21 protein-coding genes are annotated in these 15650 nt (G+C 25.7%); 3 read left to right on the top strand and 18 right to left on the bottom strand.

From position 1 onward, the window contains the following. Positions 1 to 304 precede the first annotated feature (304 nt). Complete coding sequence (locus ACQPUY_RS07400) at positions 305 to 556, bottom strand: kinase to dihydroxyacetone kinase (protein ID WP_430840503.1); 252 nt, start codon at positions 554 to 556, stop codon at positions 305 to 307. A gap of 230 nt (positions 557 to 786) precedes the next feature. On the opposite strand from ACQPUY_RS07400, the gene ACQPUY_RS07395 reads away from it, so the two are divergent. Beyond that, positions 787 to 1641, top strand: coding sequence for a Cof-type HAD-IIB family hydrolase (locus tag ACQPUY_RS07395; RefSeq protein ID WP_430840575.1), 855 nt, complete (start codon positions 787 to 789; stop codon positions 1639 to 1641). Positions 1642 to 1678: 37 nt separating this feature from the next. Here the strand turns inward: ACQPUY_RS07395 and ACQPUY_RS07390 are convergent, their stop codons facing one another. After that, positions 1679 to 2527 carry a MurR/RpiR family transcriptional regulator gene (locus ACQPUY_RS07390; RefSeq protein WP_430840502.1) on the bottom strand — a complete coding sequence of 283 codons (849 nt, stop codon included), beginning with the start codon at positions 2525 to 2527 and terminating at the stop codon, positions 1679 to 1681. Between the two features lie 179 nt (positions 2528 to 2706). Here ACQPUY_RS07390 and ACQPUY_RS07385 point away from each other — a divergent pair, with 179 nt between their 5' ends. Beyond that, the gene (locus tag ACQPUY_RS07385; RefSeq protein ID WP_430840501.1) at positions 2707 to 3882 is read left to right on the top strand and encodes an MFS transporter; all 1176 of its coding nucleotides are present in this window, start codon (positions 2707 to 2709) and stop codon (positions 3880 to 3882) included. A 96-nt stretch (positions 3883 to 3978) separates the two neighbouring features. On the opposite strand, the gene ACQPUY_RS07380 is transcribed toward ACQPUY_RS07385, so the two are convergent. Continuing rightward, positions 3979 to 4185 carry a hypothetical protein gene (locus tag ACQPUY_RS07380; protein WP_430840500.1) on the bottom strand — a complete coding sequence of 69 codons (207 nt, stop codon included), beginning with the start codon at positions 4183 to 4185 and terminating at the stop codon, positions 3979 to 3981. Between the two features lie 304 nt (positions 4186 to 4489). Between ACQPUY_RS07380 and ACQPUY_RS07375 the strand changes: the two genes are divergently transcribed. Next, positions 4490 to 4645 (top strand): hypothetical protein, encoded by a 156-nt coding sequence (locus tag ACQPUY_RS07375; RefSeq protein ID WP_430840577.1) that lies wholly within the window; start codon positions 4490 to 4492, stop codon positions 4643 to 4645. A gap of 297 nt (positions 4646 to 4942) precedes the next feature. Here ACQPUY_RS07375 and ACQPUY_RS07370 read toward each other — a convergent pair whose 3' ends face one another. The 15 genes from ACQPUY_RS07370 to ACQPUY_RS07300 all read right to left on the bottom strand — a co-directional run bounded on the left by ACQPUY_RS07370 (position 4943) and on the right by ACQPUY_RS07300 (position 15631). Then, entirely contained in the window at positions 4943 to 6985 is a 2043-nt protein-coding gene (locus tag ACQPUY_RS07370) for an FtsX-like permease family protein (RefSeq protein ID WP_430840499.1), read from the bottom strand. Continuing rightward, on the bottom strand, positions 6975 to 7742 hold the full coding sequence (locus tag ACQPUY_RS07365) for an ABC transporter ATP-binding protein (protein WP_430840498.1): 768 nt from the start codon (positions 7740 to 7742) through the stop codon (positions 6975 to 6977). The genes ACQPUY_RS07370 and ACQPUY_RS07365 overlap by 11 nt, the downstream gene beginning before the upstream one ends. Before the next feature lie 197 nt (positions 7743 to 7939). Further along, positions 7940 to 8968 carry a sensor histidine kinase gene (locus tag ACQPUY_RS07360; RefSeq protein WP_430840497.1) on the bottom strand — a complete coding sequence of 343 codons (1029 nt, stop codon included), beginning with the start codon at positions 8966 to 8968 and terminating at the stop codon, positions 7940 to 7942. Further along, positions 8965 to 9633, bottom strand: coding sequence for a response regulator transcription factor (locus ACQPUY_RS07355; RefSeq protein WP_430840496.1), 669 nt, complete (start codon positions 9631 to 9633; stop codon positions 8965 to 8967). The genes ACQPUY_RS07360 and ACQPUY_RS07355 overlap by 4 nt, the downstream gene beginning before the upstream one ends. 229 nt (positions 9634 to 9862) lie before the next feature. Beyond that, positions 9863 to 10366: a GNAT family N-acetyltransferase gene (locus ACQPUY_RS07350; RefSeq protein WP_430840495.1), complete on the bottom strand. Its 504-nt coding sequence runs from the start codon at positions 10364 to 10366 to the stop codon at positions 9863 to 9865. Positions 10367 to 10507: 141 nt separating this feature from the next. Continuing rightward, on the bottom strand, positions 10508 to 10981 hold the full coding sequence (locus tag ACQPUY_RS07345) for a hypothetical protein (protein ID WP_430840494.1): 474 nt from the start codon (positions 10979 to 10981) through the stop codon (positions 10508 to 10510). Positions 10982 to 11035: 54 nt separating this feature from the next. After that, a complete protein-coding gene (locus tag ACQPUY_RS07340) occupies positions 11036 to 11188 on the bottom strand; it encodes a hypothetical protein (protein WP_430840493.1) in 153 nt (50 codons plus the stop codon). A 49-nt stretch (positions 11189 to 11237) separates the two neighbouring features. After that, positions 11238 to 11510: a hypothetical protein gene (locus ACQPUY_RS07335; RefSeq protein ID WP_430840492.1), complete on the bottom strand. Its 273-nt coding sequence runs from the start codon at positions 11508 to 11510 to the stop codon at positions 11238 to 11240. 70 nt (positions 11511 to 11580) lie between these two features. Then, positions 11581 to 11814: a PF20097 family protein gene (locus tag ACQPUY_RS07330; protein WP_430840491.1), complete on the bottom strand. Its 234-nt coding sequence runs from the start codon at positions 11812 to 11814 to the stop codon at positions 11581 to 11583. A gap of 72 nt (positions 11815 to 11886) precedes the next feature. Further along, positions 11887 to 12069 carry a hypothetical protein gene (locus ACQPUY_RS07325; protein ID WP_430840490.1) on the bottom strand — a complete coding sequence of 61 codons (183 nt, stop codon included), beginning with the start codon at positions 12067 to 12069 and terminating at the stop codon, positions 11887 to 11889. Positions 12070 to 12529: 460 nt separating this feature from the next. Continuing rightward, positions 12530 to 12877, bottom strand: coding sequence for a DUF6483 family protein (locus tag ACQPUY_RS07320; RefSeq protein ID WP_430840489.1), 348 nt, complete (start codon positions 12875 to 12877; stop codon positions 12530 to 12532). Positions 12878 to 12961: 84 nt separating this feature from the next. Continuing rightward, positions 12962 to 13297, bottom strand: coding sequence for a VanZ family protein (locus ACQPUY_RS07315; protein WP_430840574.1), 336 nt, complete (start codon positions 13295 to 13297; stop codon positions 12962 to 12964). A gap of 221 nt (positions 13298 to 13518) precedes the next feature. After that, positions 13519 to 14088, bottom strand: a complete 570-nt coding sequence (locus ACQPUY_RS07310; RefSeq protein WP_430840488.1) for a hypothetical protein — start codon at positions 14086 to 14088, stop codon at positions 13519 to 13521. A 43-nt stretch (positions 14089 to 14131) separates the two neighbouring features. Next, complete coding sequence (locus tag ACQPUY_RS07305) at positions 14132 to 14563, bottom strand: hypothetical protein (protein WP_430840487.1); 432 nt, start codon at positions 14561 to 14563, stop codon at positions 14132 to 14134. Between the two features lie 75 nt (positions 14564 to 14638). Then, positions 14639 to 15631, bottom strand: a complete 993-nt coding sequence (locus ACQPUY_RS07300) for a S66 family peptidase (protein ID WP_430840486.1) — start codon at positions 15629 to 15631, stop codon at positions 14639 to 14641. Between the last annotated feature and the right edge of the window lie 19 nt (positions 15632 to 15650).

Below are 15650 nucleotides of genomic sequence, written 5' to 3'. Positions count from 1 at the left end.
ATAAAACTTACTTTAAAGCTGAATGATTAAATTTATAAGAAGTTATTCACAGGATAATCTTTTTATAAATTTCTCGTATAAAAAAGTAATTCTATATAATTTTGCTTATTCCGCCGCATTCGCTCCAAGTCATCGCAAAATTAATAGAATCACTTCAGAGCTAAAGGATGGAAATTATAAAACCTTATTCACAGGGTAACACTTTTATAATTTCCTAAAGAGTAAAAAAATAAGATGCCAAACTAGACATCTTATTAAAATAATATAAAAATTACAACTAGTTAAATATACCTCTCTATATTATCTAACCTTGCAACCCATTTTCTTGGCGTTCCATATTCTCTATAACAACGTCAAAAATATCTCCTAATGAAGCAGCATACTCAATTAATTTCCATGGTTCATTAGTATGATAGTGAATCTTTATTAAATCCTCATCACCAACTGCAAGTAAACAATCCCCTTCAAAGTTCTTAGTTATATATTCATTAATTTCATCTTCTGAAAGATCATGTCCTTCAATTAATAACTGAGTATCAAATTTATATTCAAGCATAATTCATTTTCCTTTCAATTTCATTTTTAATAACATTATACATCCTTTAGCTTTATTAACAAAATATTTCGGATATGCCTACTAATAAATTGAAAAGAATTTTTCATAAATATTAATTATAAAATCTATAAAATGAAAAAATAATTCTTTACCACTCTCCTATATTTAATTAACTAAATTTAAAGTCTATACTTTATTTATCGAAGAAAAATATGAAAGGATGAAATAGCATTATGAGTATAAAAGTAATAATAATGGATGTTGATGGGACTTTAACTAACAGTAAAAAATTAATACCTGAAGAAACTAAAGAAACATTAATTAAAGCACAAGAAAATGGAGCTATATTAATTTTAGCATCTGGAAGACCTACTTCTGGATTAATAGATTTTGCTAAAGAACTAGAGATGGAACATCATCATGGACTTTTAGTTTCATATAATGGTTCTATGGTTATTGATTGTGAAACTAACAATATTTTATTTAACGAAACTATGACAGTTAAAGATGGACAAGCAGTTTTAGAACATATGAAAAATTTCCATGTTAAGCCTATGATTATTAAGGATACCTACATGTATGTAAATGATGTTTTTGATAATGAAATAGAAGTTAATGGTGCTCCCTTTAATATAATTCAATATGAAGCCAGAGGAGGAAAGTTTAAGCTATGCGAAAAAGATGACTTAGCTTCCTTTGCTGATTATCCACTAAACAAGATTTTAATTGCTGGAGATCCAGAGTATTTAAAAGAAAACTATAAATCTATTATGGAACCATTTAAAGATAAATTAAGCTGTATGTTTACAGCACCTTTCTACTTTGAGTTTACTGCTAATGGGATAGATAAAGCTAAGGCACTAGACACAGTATTGATTCCTATGGGCTATACTAAAGAAGAAATGATTGCTTTTGGGGACGGTCATAATGATGCTTCAATTATTAAATATGCTGGTATAGGAGTAGCAATGGATAACGCTGTAGAAGAATTAAAAGCTATAGCAGATGAAGTTACCTTATCTAATGAAGAGAATGGTATTGCAGTATCATTACGTAAACATATGCCAGAGGTATTTTGTAAGTGAACTAAAGGCTGTACAAAGACAGCCTATTATATATAAATTAAAATTCACTTAGTTTTTTATAATATCGTAATTTATTTTTTAGATTATTATCATAATCAGTTTCAAAGTAGCAAGCAAATAAAATATCTAAAATATATAGCAAAGATAATCTAGTAGAGAAAGATGATATTTTATTATAATGATTTTCATTAGAGCATAAATATAATTGATAATCTGAAAGAGCCATCATTGGATTCTCTTCAGTTGATGATATTAATAATATTGGTGTTTCATTATTCTTTAGAGTTTTTGCAAGTTTATTAACTAAAATTCCTCTACCACCAAAGGATATTAATATAGCCATATGTGTTTCATCACTACATGAAGCTACTAATCTTTGATTATATTCTTCTATAGGCACATTAATGTTAATCCCGATTTCTTGCATTTGAAACTTAAAATTTTCAGCAAAAAATATATTTCCTGCTGAAGTATAAACATCAATTTGCTTTGCTTTTTTCATAGCTTTAACAGCCAATTTCAACTGATCAAGATTAAAAAGATTGAATGTTGAAAGTATGGTTTGATCATAGTCTTCTCTGATTTTTGTAAGTATTTCATAATGAGTTTGATTTTGTTTAACGGGGAAGTCAAAATCAAATTCCTTATTTTCTTTTAGATAACTATTTATTGCACCAGATATTTTAACTTTAAGCTCAGATAATCCTGAGATATCTAATTTTTGACAAAGACGATATAATGTAGTTGTTGAAACAAAACATTCTTTACAAATTGCATCAGAACTCATATTTAAAAACTTATTTGGATTTTCTAAAATAAAATCTACTATCTGTTTTTCATTATTAGTTAGATTTTTAGTATTACTTAATTTGTTAAAAATGTTCATTATAATCTCCTTATATTTCTCCAATTTTCTATACTAATATATGGAATATAATTATAATATAAAATCTATTGCTATTCAATCTTACTAAATATCACTTTATTACTGTATTTATTTAATATATTCACTATTATTAAGTTTTAAAAATTATATCTATTTCTACTTATGAAGGAGGACAAGAAATGTTAACATTACTACTACTAATAATCTATATATCTTTTATTAGTTTAGGACTACCTGATGCAATATTAGGATCATCTTGGCCAATGATTCACCAAGACTTAAATGTTCCTATATCATATGCAGGACTAGTTACAATGATAATTTCAGGTGGCACAATTATATCAAGTTTCTTTAGCGAAAAATTTATAAGAAAGTTTGGAACGGGTAAAGTTACAACCTTTAGTGTATTTTTAACAGCTATAGGCTTGTTAGGAGTTTATTTTTCCCCTAGCTTTATATGGATATGCTTACTTGGAATACCATTAGGATTAGGTGCTGGAGCTGTAGACTCTGCCTTGAATAATTTTGTAGCATTACATTATAAAGCTAAACATATGAACTGGCTTCATTGTTTTTGGGGAGTAGGTGCTACAACAGGACCATTTATAATGTCTGTTTATTTGTTAAAAGAAAATGGCTGGAGACTTGGATACGCTACTATAGGTAGTATTCAAGCTGTGTTAGTTATATGTCTATTTATCTCTCTGCCATTATGGAAAAAGGTTGATAGTAATAGCAATGAAGAAATTAGTAATACTAAAGAAGTAAAAATCTCTACTTTAATTAACTTACCTGGCGCCAAGCCTGCACTTATATCATTTTTTTGCTATTGTGCAGTAGAACTTACTACAGGTTTATGGGTTAGCTCTTATTTAGTTATAAGCAATGGTTTATCTGCCAAAATAGCAGCCAAATGGGTATCATTATATTATTTAGGTATTACTATAGGTAGATTCTTAGCTGGTTTTATATCTATTAAATTAAATAATAAGCAAATGCTAAGAATAGGACAAGTTATTTGTATTATTGGAGGAATTTTATTAAGTATAACTTACTCAAGCAATATTCAGTTAATAGGATTAATATCAATAGGTCTTGGCTGTGCTCCTATTTATCCAGCTATGCTACATGAAACTCCAAATAGATTTGGAAAAGAATTATCTCAAGGAATAATGGGAATACAGATGGCTACTGCATATGTTGGAAGTACTTTTATGCCACCTTTATTCGGTGCACTATCACAAATTGTTGGATTTGAAATTTTACCATATTTTATATTGATATTAATGATACTTATGCTTATATTGACAGAAAAAGTTAACAAAGTTTGCAAAAATTCTAATAATAAATCATAGTTTTTTAGGTTATTTTTACTTAAATAAAAAGCCTTAGCTATTAATATCACTAGCTAAGGCTAAACTTATCCTTAAAAATAAATATATGACTCTAATTTACTTCACTAGCTTTTTAACATTCTCGATGTCATCTGTATAAAAAAATATATACCCACACTTTGGACAAACTGCCGCCTTAACAGTTATTTTATTCATATTTCCTTTAGGTAATCTATCACTTAACTGAATCTTTTCACCATGAAATCCCCCAATTAAATTAAGTCCTTCAACCATTTCTGTATTACATTCAGAACATATCCTCATAAAAATCTCTCCTTAAAATTTCTCTATATATCAACATAAAATTAGAATTTAACTGACACTCTAAATCTCTGATTTAGCTAGTGGAAATTACTTCTACTAACATATGTAAGTAGTGAGTTTCATCATTATAACATATTGACTTTATAATTTACTATTTATTTCTTGTAATATTCATGCCTAAATATGGTATAATTCTAAAGTAATATTTTGAAATACCGTAGAGAATGGCTACGGAGGTTTTGAACGTTTTATCTCCCTAGGACTATTGGTGATATCTCATCGTAGTTAGGGGGTGGTATTGAATATGCTAGAATTAATTATAAAAAGCATTTCTGTTATTTATATTATAAGATTAATCTTAAAACATAATCTTTTTATTTCTAAATTAATTATCAAGATTAATTTTCTTGGAATTCATATAGAGGTTGATGGCAAAGAAAGAAAGCACCCATTCCGCTAAAAATAGTGTGCTTTCATCTTAATTAAATTATTTAATTCATTCAATAGCCCTAAAACAAAATAAATGTTCTAAGGATTGCTTAGTGTTGACGCACTAAGCTTTTCTTATTTACACCTCTGTGTAAGCACGAATGTCCAAATAATAAATTTGAATTCTTACTTATATTATATCAAATTTTTATAAAAAATAAACCTAAATAATTTAAATAATATTTATAATTTTAACAGTTATCTTGTTGATATTTCACTTAGGAAATCTATAGTTTAACTGAGTTTTTGGGCCATGAGAGCCCCCAATTTAATTATTAACATTTCTCTTAAAAGTATAATAGGTTCCTCCAAAGTAACATATATAAACACCAAGCATTAAAGCAACTCCAAAGATCGAGCTTAAAATAAATGTTTTATCTCCAACAAAAACTGTGATTATATTCTTATAAAACAGATAATAATTATATATAAATATTGAGACCCCAATTATTGCTATAGCAATAGGAACTATAAAATATACTGAAATTTGTTTTAAAATAATCTTATTTACTTCATTTTCTTCAATACCTAATTTTCTAAGAACATTAAACCTATCCTTATGCTCAATGGAATCTGAAAGTTGGCTAAGTGATAAAATAGTTAAGCTTATCATTAAAAGTACTACTCCCAAATATATACCAAGTATTCTCATAGCTAAAGTTGTATTTAAAATATTATTAGTTTCTAGGGATTTAATTCTTGGATCAATTACTCTAAATGTCATGTCCCCTTCGGTACTATATTTTTTTACAAACTCAGAATTATTTTTTATAAACCAATCATTTATATAGTTACTTTGAAAATAATTAGCCTCTTCATAACTCATTTCATTTTCAATATTAGCTACAAAATTAGTTTCTACAAAATCAAGATTATCACATACTTTATCTGGCAAAATTATAATATTCTCTGTACTCCTATAAATTCCTTCTCCAATAGATTCTTTATAAGCTGAATTACCGCTAATATTATATATTTCTCCTCTAATATTCAAACTTGGATTTTTACTTACATAATTATTTATTACTTCATCTTTAGTAGCATTATGCCATTGAGTAGTGAACTCATTATCTTTAAGCTCCATTTCTTCATATCCTAACATACTTCTTAGCTTATTAAAGTCACTTAATCTAATTGCTAAAATTGATTCATTATTTGCATTTACAATATATTTTTCTACCTGGCAGTAACTTTTTACATCATATCCATTATTGTTTAAGTAATCTATAACATCACTATAATCTAACTTAGGTAGCTCTTTAACACCATCTATATTAACTTCTTTCAAAAAGCTTGTACTATAATTATTTCTTATATCTATATCATAAGGAACCCTCATATCTAAATATCCAAGCGCCCATTGAGCCATTACAATAGTTATTATAAAACTTATCATAGCTCCTAAAAAAGTCATTGATATTGTAGCCATTAATATTGGAGCTGTCTTTATTTTAGATACTATTGATCCTATTAAAAATAAATTTGTTCCTTCATATTTAAAATTAACCCACTTATTTTTTGTGTATATCATTATATAAGAAATAGAATAAAACAATGCATAAGTTCCCATTATAAAAGTAATTAAAGATATGCCTATATACATCAATGATTTTACACTATAATCAATTTTCAAATTCATTAATTTAATAGTACAACTACCACAAATAACATATAAAATTACTGATAATGCAAATATTCCACTATATACTTTGCCACTTCTTTTAAATTGGAACTCAACTTGTTTATGTGCATTTAACATATCTATAAGTTTTATTTTTCTTAAAACTATAACGTTATATAATCCTATTATAAAAAACATAGATATAAAGAATATAAATGTAATTCCTAATGTATCCATATATAACTTTAGGCTAAATATTACTTCTTGCTTTGCACTTATTAAAACTATGGCTGTAATTGCTTGAGAAAATAAAGTTCCTATAAATATTCCTGCTATTATGGCTAAAATTCCGATTATTAGTGTTTCAATAAAAAACATCAATGCTACACTTTTTTGTTCTGCTCCAAGCAGTACATATGTTGCAAATTCTCTTTTACGTCTTCTTATCATATATTTATTTACATATGCTACAAGTAAAATAAGAGTTGCTGTAATTACATAAGTTGCATATTGTAATATTAATTTTAAAGCTCTAAAATTATAAGATTCTTCAGTAATTAGTTCATAACTTGAACTAGAAAGTGATGTAATTGCATAAAATAAACTTACGCATATTGTTATAGTTATAAAATAAATCAAATAATCTTTAATAGATTTTTTTGCATTACCCTTGGCTAACTTAACGTACATCTCTAACATCACCACCTAATAATGCTACTACATCTAATATTTTATTGAAAAATTGTTTTCGTGTATTTTCACCCTTCATTAATTCTGCAAATATTTTCCCATCCTTAATAAATAATATCCTATCACAATAACTAGCTGTAAATGAATCATGTGTTACCATTAATATTGTTGCATCTAAATCTTTATTTAAATTTGATATCATCTCTATTAACATTTGAGCTGATTTTGAATCAAGTGCTCCTGTTGGTTCATCAGCTAAGATTAATTTTGGATTAGTTACTAATGCTCTTGCACAAGCTGTTCTTTGTTTTTGTCCTCCTGATATTTCATAAGGATATTTTGAAAGTAAGTCTTCTATTCCTAGCTCTCTTGCCACCCCTAAAACTTTCTTATCTATTTCACTTTTTTTAGTTTTATTTATAGTAAGAGCTAAAGCTATATTTTCATGAATAGTTAATGTATCTAATAAGTTAAAATCTTGAAATATAAATCCTAAATTTTCTCTTCTAAATTTTGCTATATTCTTTTGATTTATTTCTGTTAAATCTTTTCCATCTAAATAAATATTACCTGAACTAACATCATCAATTGTGGCTATCAAATTTAATAGTGTTGTCTTACCTGATCCAGATGGTCCCATTACACCAACAAATTCACCTTTTTTCACATTAAAGCTTATATCATCAATTGCTTTAACTATATTTCCCTTATTTCCATAGTATTTTTCAATATTACTTATTCTTAATACTTCATTCATTGATTATCACCTCAAAGATATTTTAACTTATATATCACATGCTAGATTCGATTTAATATTACTTTTAGGTGACAATGTTGTAACATTACTAAATCAAAACTTAATTAACACTCTAAATCTCTAATTTAATCAGTGAAAGTTAAATGACATTCAAAACTTGCTCTGGGTTAATGGAACTTTTACATAGTGCACTCCTACTAACATTTTTGAGTAGTAAGTTTCATTACAAAACTTCCTATTGGAAAAGTAATAATAACTTTTGTATAACTATCTATTTCTGATTCTATGTCTATTAATAATCCTAATTTATCGCATAGTTTTTTGCATAAATATAATCCAATCCCCGTAGATTTACTATTTAATCGACCTGCATTTCCTGTAAATCCTTTTTCAAATACCCTTTCTAACTCATCTTTAGGTATACCAATTCCATTATCTTCAACAATTAATTTAATTCCATTTTTTATACTACATACATATACCTTAACTTTAGGATTTTTGTTATTCCTGTATTTTATAGCATTTACTATTATCTGATTCAAAATAAATTCAAGCCATTTGCTATCGCAATATACTGTTTTATCTATATTATCAATACATATATCTATGTTATTTAAAATAAAGCCTTGCTTATTTCTTCTAATCACACTGTTCACACAATCCTGTAGACTTATTTCCTTAACAAGATAATCCTTATTTACATCTTCACTTCTTGCATAAAATAATGCTTGCTCAACATATCTATCAATTTCTTCTAATTGCATAAGTATCGCTGAACTTTTAGTTGTTCTATTATTTTCTTCTATTAACTTTATAAGAGATATAGGTGTTTTTACTTCATGAATCCACTGTTCTATATATTCTTTATAATCTTTAAGTCTTGATTTTTCTTTGTTAATTTCTTCTCTCATAGATTTGCTTGATTTCTTTAGAAGATAATAATATGGTTCTGCTTCAATGAAAGGTGGCACTTCTACTACTTCGCTTATTAAGTATTTTTTATCTATATTTGAAACACATTTCTCGATTATTTCAAAATAATCCTTTCTTTTTCTATAGGCAATCGCTAAGTATATAAATAAAATAATAATCCATGAGAACACTATTATACTTACTGATTCAAATTCATTACCTATACTAAGAAGAAAGATAGATAAAACTATTAAAGCTATAATATTTAAGAATATTGTTCCTATCTTACTTTTTAAGTAATCTTTCAATCTCATATCATATAACCTTGTCCTCTTTTAGTCCTAATAAAATCTTTTAGACCTATTTCTTCTATCTTATTTCTTATTCTTGTAATATTCACTGTAAGTGTATTATCATTTACAAACATGGAACTATCCCATAAATACTCCATAATCTCAGCTCTAGATACAATTTTTTCTTTATTAATTAATAAGTAATATAATATTTTTAATTCATTTTTTGTAAGCTCTTCACTATTTCCATTATGTTCAATCATACTTGTTAAAATATTTAACTTTAAGCCATTATACTCAATTACATCTAAATTAGTATCATTTGGATATGCCCTTTTAATAAGTGCATTTATTCTAGCTAAAAGTATTTGGGTATTATAGGGTTTCGTAATAAAATCATCTCCACCTAAAGTAATTGCCATAAGTTCATCAATATTTGTGTTTCTACTTGTTATAAAAATTATAGGTATTTTTGAAAAACTACGTATCTCCGTACATATTTTAAATCCATCATCCTTAGGTAAATTTATATCTAATAAAATTAAATTCGGATTATTTTCTTTTACTATTTCAGGTATCTTGTCAAAAGCTTTTGGTTTTAAAACTGAATAACCATTTATTGTTAATACACTTCCAATTTCATTTTGGAGTTGTTCATTATCATCTATTATCATTACCGTAAACATGCTTTTCTCTCCATCTATAATTTGTCTATCTTATTAGTTATTTCATAATAAATTTATAAAAATATGTTCGTTGAAAATAATTTATATAATTTTGATATACACACTAAAAATACCGCATATTCTCTTGAATAATACGGTATCTCTCTAATTTAATATTTAATTTTATCCTAGTAATATATTAAAATTATTCGTTAAATTAAATTTTTCACCATATATTATACTTATTTTTCTATAAATCTTTGCAATACATAACTTCAATAGCACCACTAAAATTCTTAGACTTATCTGTTAAAACAAATCCATGATTTTCATAAAATTTACGTGCTCTACTATTTTCTTTAAACACCCATAACATAACTTTACTAAATCCAGCATTTTTAATATCTTTTAAGATATAGTCCATCATGGCTGTTCCATATCCTTTTCCCCAATTATCACATAAACTATGAATACAAATAATTTCTGAGTATCCTTCCATTTCTTCATCTCTTGCCTTATCCCAATATGCTATACAATGGGGGTTATCATCAATTGCCATAATAAATCCATTTCCAATGTTTTTACTTAGCAACATATTATATAATTCTATTGCTTTATCCAGATTAGTGTATTTATCTAAATCTTCTTTAGATAAAATTTTATTAAATGAACTTTTCCATGATTCTGTTTGTATATAAGCTAATACATTAGCATCGCTAACTTCTACCTTTCGTATATTAATAACTTTTTCCATAATTCTCCTCATTTTGACTCTATATTTTTTATATCCAAAATATAACTATATTATAAGTTTAGCATAGCATTTTTTTCAATATATTACTATTGAGTTTTCAAAAATTAATTTTAGTTCACAGTAACTCCAAATTATTTCTTTTTAAGGTAATGAAGATCCTATCACTGTATGTTTTCTTACTAAATAATAAAACTCTTCAGTAACTTTCTCATCTAAAGGATTATTTTGAAGTTTTTCTATTACAGGTATCAAAATCGATAAGTCATTTTCATTTAACACATCTTCAATATTACTAACATTAGTTAGATTATTATTTAACATCATTAAAGCAGCACTTAATAGCTCATTTTTATTATAAAATGATGTTGACCTATATACAGAATAAGCCTGACCCGTTGCAGAAGCTAATCCTGACATATCCACAATCTGGCTATGTCTACTTTCTTCAATTGATTCTATCCTATTAGAGAGCATATCTAATGTATATCTAAACTCGACATCATTCTGTTCTATTAATTGGTTATAATTAAACAATTTAATAAACTGATAAAAAATTATTACTACTAATACTGCTATAACACCTATAGTTTTACGTTTTTCACTTATATTTTTCATATTCCCTCTTTCTATGCATAACTTAATTTTATTTCATTAATTTAGATTTACTTTTTATTTATCTATTTTTTTCTTTTGTCTGTTATCTATTGCTACTCCAATGGCTAAACCAATAGCTATACCAATGGCTAAATTTTTATATATTATACCAAAAGTAACACCAAAGCATAATCCTACTCCCAAATAACTTCTGTTTATTCTTTCCATAGCTACCTCCCATAAACTTGTTATTTATATATTGCTTTTTACAATAGAATCAATATATATTTATATTATCTTTTTTAGTCAATAATTTTTGAACTATATAAATAATAAAGTAGATAATTAATATATTTATAAGCAATGTTCCAAGATTTATATAGAATGAAGATAATAATGTTTTATTTAAAGAGTTATCATATATTGTTAAATAAGCAAATGGATAACCAAAGTTTGTTGCAAATTCTCCATAATTATGGGAAGGTAATAAATATGCTAACAAAACTACTATCCATGCTGACATATTAAAAATTTTCTTATTAAATTTCATAATCTCCTCCTATTTAATTTTTAGAAAGTTATTAAACATTGCAATTACAATTTAACCATAAGACATATCATTATCTTCCATTACATTCCTTTTCAATAATCAATTGAATCTCACAGGTACTGCATCTATATACAGGTATTTTGCATCCTTTTAAGAAATTAAGCTTTGCTAATAAAATTTCAGTATCTTTCGGAGTATTTATTACTCTCCCTACCTTTTCATCCTTTGGAGTCCATTTTATATCCTCTTTAGCTGAATACACAAAACCTTCAATCATTATTTTATTACAAAACGGACATTTCACTCTGATTCCTCCTTATACCATAATCACTTTTATTAGGATTAAAACATCCAAAAGCAAGTGAACCATGTATAACTATTTATCATTATAATCTATTATTTCATCTATTTTACTCTCAAGTCTACTTAGTCTGATATACAATTCTTTTAAGTACAATGATTGTTTCTCTTCTTGTTCCTTTAACTTATTAGGTATATAATAAACAACATTAAATATAATTAATAAAATTAATGCCATAATAAAAAATTCTATCCCCATTTTACATGTCCCTTTCAACTTCCTATTTTTTAAGCACAACCATATACAATATAAGTTAATTATATCATATTTAACCAATATAAGACTATTCACTTTTCAAAGATCATTTAATCCCCAACAATTTCATAATTGAATTTTATTTTTGAATTTTAAAGTAAAAAGGTGCTTCTATATAATTTGCTTATTCCGTCGCATATACTCCAAGTCATGGAAAAATTAATAAGTGCACTTCAGAACTAAAGGAATGAAATTATAAGACGTTATTGATATATTAACATTTTAATAATTTTCTCAAGAGTAAAAAATACCGTATATTTGCTTGTTACATGCTCCCTTTCAATTAACAGATTTTTATTTTAAATCTGTCTACCTTAAAGGAAGAATATCATTGCGAATACTACGGTATTATAATTAATTTATATTAAATTTTAAAATAACATTTCTATTGTTCATTATTTAATTAAATTCTCTTAAATATTAACTCTAAATCTCTTAATCCTTGTAATACTTCTTCTCTTGAAAAATTATTTTCTATTAAATCTTCATCACTTTTTGTTAATAATTCTTCATAAAAATCAACTGCAACCTTATAATTTGCTTCGGACTTATCTTTTTCTATTTCCTCAAAAAGAAAATTCTCTGCCTTATTATATTCCTTCTTAACTATTAGGCTTTTTAAAATAATACGAAGAATCTCAGATGAACCTGTATCTTCTAAATTCATTACTTGCATATTATCATCCTCTTTCTTAACTAAAGCTTTTCCAAAATTCCTTGCTAGTTCATTAATTAATTTCTCTATATTCATGTTTCCCAATTCCCTTAATAACATTTTAAATAATATAATTATATACTATACCTATTAAAAAAAGAAGTAAATATGTTATATTAGCTACTCCGTCGCAAGTTTCATATCTTTATATTCATTATCACTAGCATCGTGAAAATATATCTTTAAATCTTTACTTTCTTCCCCATTATAAATATTATATATCTCAAATGAACTTGTAATAACTCTAACTAAATTTCCTAGCTTAGTTTTCTTGATTAGATAATAAAAAATATTAAATATAATATACCTTATAATTGCGCCTAAAGTATTAAATATTATGTCATCTATATCTGTAGTATTAAATGATGTAACTAGCTGAATTATCTCTATTATAAGAGATGCTAAAAAAACATATAATGCTATTAAACAAAGCTTATTCTTTTTATAAAAAGTAATGGAATAAATAATATTATATTTCCTATAACATTATATAATGCATTCCCTATTTCCATAAAATTATCATTAAACATACTTATAGTTTTTACTAAAGGTATATAATTAACATAAAAACTATTATCTAAATTAAAAAATTTATAATTAACCCTATTGATGATAGAGGTATTAATCCTACTTTTGAATCATATATCTTTTCAAAAAAATTTCTCATCTTAAAGCTATTAATTTTTAAGCTCTTTTCTTTTTAAAATTATATTTTTTATTTTACTATTTAATATTTTATTTTTAATATAATTAATGAAATTATTTTTTTCATCTTCGCTTTTAAAAGCATTATTTGGAATTATAATTTTACTTTTATAACTATATAAACTCTTAGGTACTATTATTACATAGTTATCTACTACATATACTCCAATAAAAGGATTGTTCAAATTTATTTCTATTCTATCATTAATACAATTTATAATAAGTGAATCTTTATCTAAAGTTAAAGTCTTTTCAGCAGTAAAATATTCATCTTTTCTACAATACTTTCTAGCATCTCTTTTAGAAATTCTATTTAAATAATAAATTTCTCTCTTCTTTAAAAAGAAAAATACTATACCAGTCATTATTATTGTATTTGTAAAAATGTATAGTGGAGTTTTTAAAGTTATTGAATAATATATACCACTAATAATACCAATGGAGCTGATTACATACTTATATTTAGTAAATCCTAATTTTAAATTCCAATATTTAATTAAAAATTCTATATCCCCAATACTATTCTTATACTCAATTTCCATAATTATCTTCCCCTATAAATATAATAAATTTAAATTTTAGTCCCTAACCATCTATAAACCTCCATCTAAGACTATCTGCTACAATAAAAGAAGCCATATCCTCATCTAAAAGTACATTTTCACATGGACTATCAGGATTAAAACAATCATTGTCTGCCCAAATTATATATCCCTTATATAAAGCTAAGTAACATGAAAAAATATCACAAAAGTAATTTTCTCTATATCCAATTAAATTAATTCTTCTCAATCCACTAAATTGCATCTCTAAAGATTTTTTTATAATTTGACTTTGAAAAGTAATATTAAGTTTAAAGCTTTCTGAATCTTCACATCCCATATTATCTTCCTTATCTACTTTTGCTCCACTAACATATTCTATATGTCCAATACAAGAATCATGAAAATAGGAATACTTATCTAAAATATCTTTAATATCATTATTCTCTCTTATATCTTTCCAAATATTGCTCATAGTAATTCTCTACCTACTTATTTTCCTCTTTAAATTCTTTTACTTTATAATGTAATATTTTTGTATACTTTTAATTCACTCTTCTAATATAAATATTCTTTTATTAGTTGCATCTAGTTTGATCTTGCACCCAATAGGTAATGTTAACATTGGATGTGTATGGCAACAATCAAAGTCTGCTAAAAATGGAATCGTGTTTTCTCCTATAACTTCTAATAATATCTCATAAGGTTTTCTACCCGTATTATTATCATTAAATAGTTCATGTTTTCCTAATATAATTCCAGAAACTTTATCAAATACTCCACTTAATTTTAGTAATGAAAAACTTCTTTCAATAGTTGCATAATCTTTTAAAGAATCTTCTATAAAGAGGATATCTCCATTTTTTATTTCTGGCATATACTCAGTCCCCCAAATTCCCATCATAGTATTTAAATTTCCTCCAATTAATCTTCCTTCACAAATTCCGTTATTAACTGTGATCCAACTATTTTCTAATATAATTTTAGACCTATCTTGTTTTTCCCAATTAATATATTCCTCTGTCCAAAACTTTGGCTTTTCTAATTCATGTGGATAATCTAGTTTATCAATTAATATATTCTTAAAATAATTATAAGTTTCACTGACAAATGGTTCTAGCTCTCCGAAAGAAGCTACTAATGCTGGTCCATAATAAGTAGAAATACCCGTTTTAGCATAAATACCAAGTAATATAGCTGTAACATCAGAATATCCTATTATTGGTTTAGGATTCTTTTTAAAGAATTCATAATCTATATATGGAAGTAGTGAATTAGAATTCATGCCTCCAATAGTTGACATAATACATTTAACATTAGGATCTCTTATAAGAATATTTAATTCCTCAGCTCTTTCTTTTATACTACCCGATCTATAAAAATCGCTTTTTCCTGTTAAAGAGCCTTTAATTATCTTAAAGCCTTTACTTTCAATATAATCAATAGCTCTCTTACTCCTATTTGGACAATTACTAGTTATAGGTGTCGATGGGGAAAAGATACCTATTGCATCACCTTCAGTTAATTTCAACTTAGTTAACATTCTATCTAAACCTCCTTAC

Source organism: Clostridium nigeriense (genome assembly GCF_050585245.1).
GTDB lineage: Bacteria > Bacillota > Clostridia > Clostridiales > Clostridiaceae > Clostridium > Clostridium nigeriense_A.
Note: the sequence above shows the minus strand (reverse complement) of the source record. Positions and strands in the feature narration are given on the sequence as shown.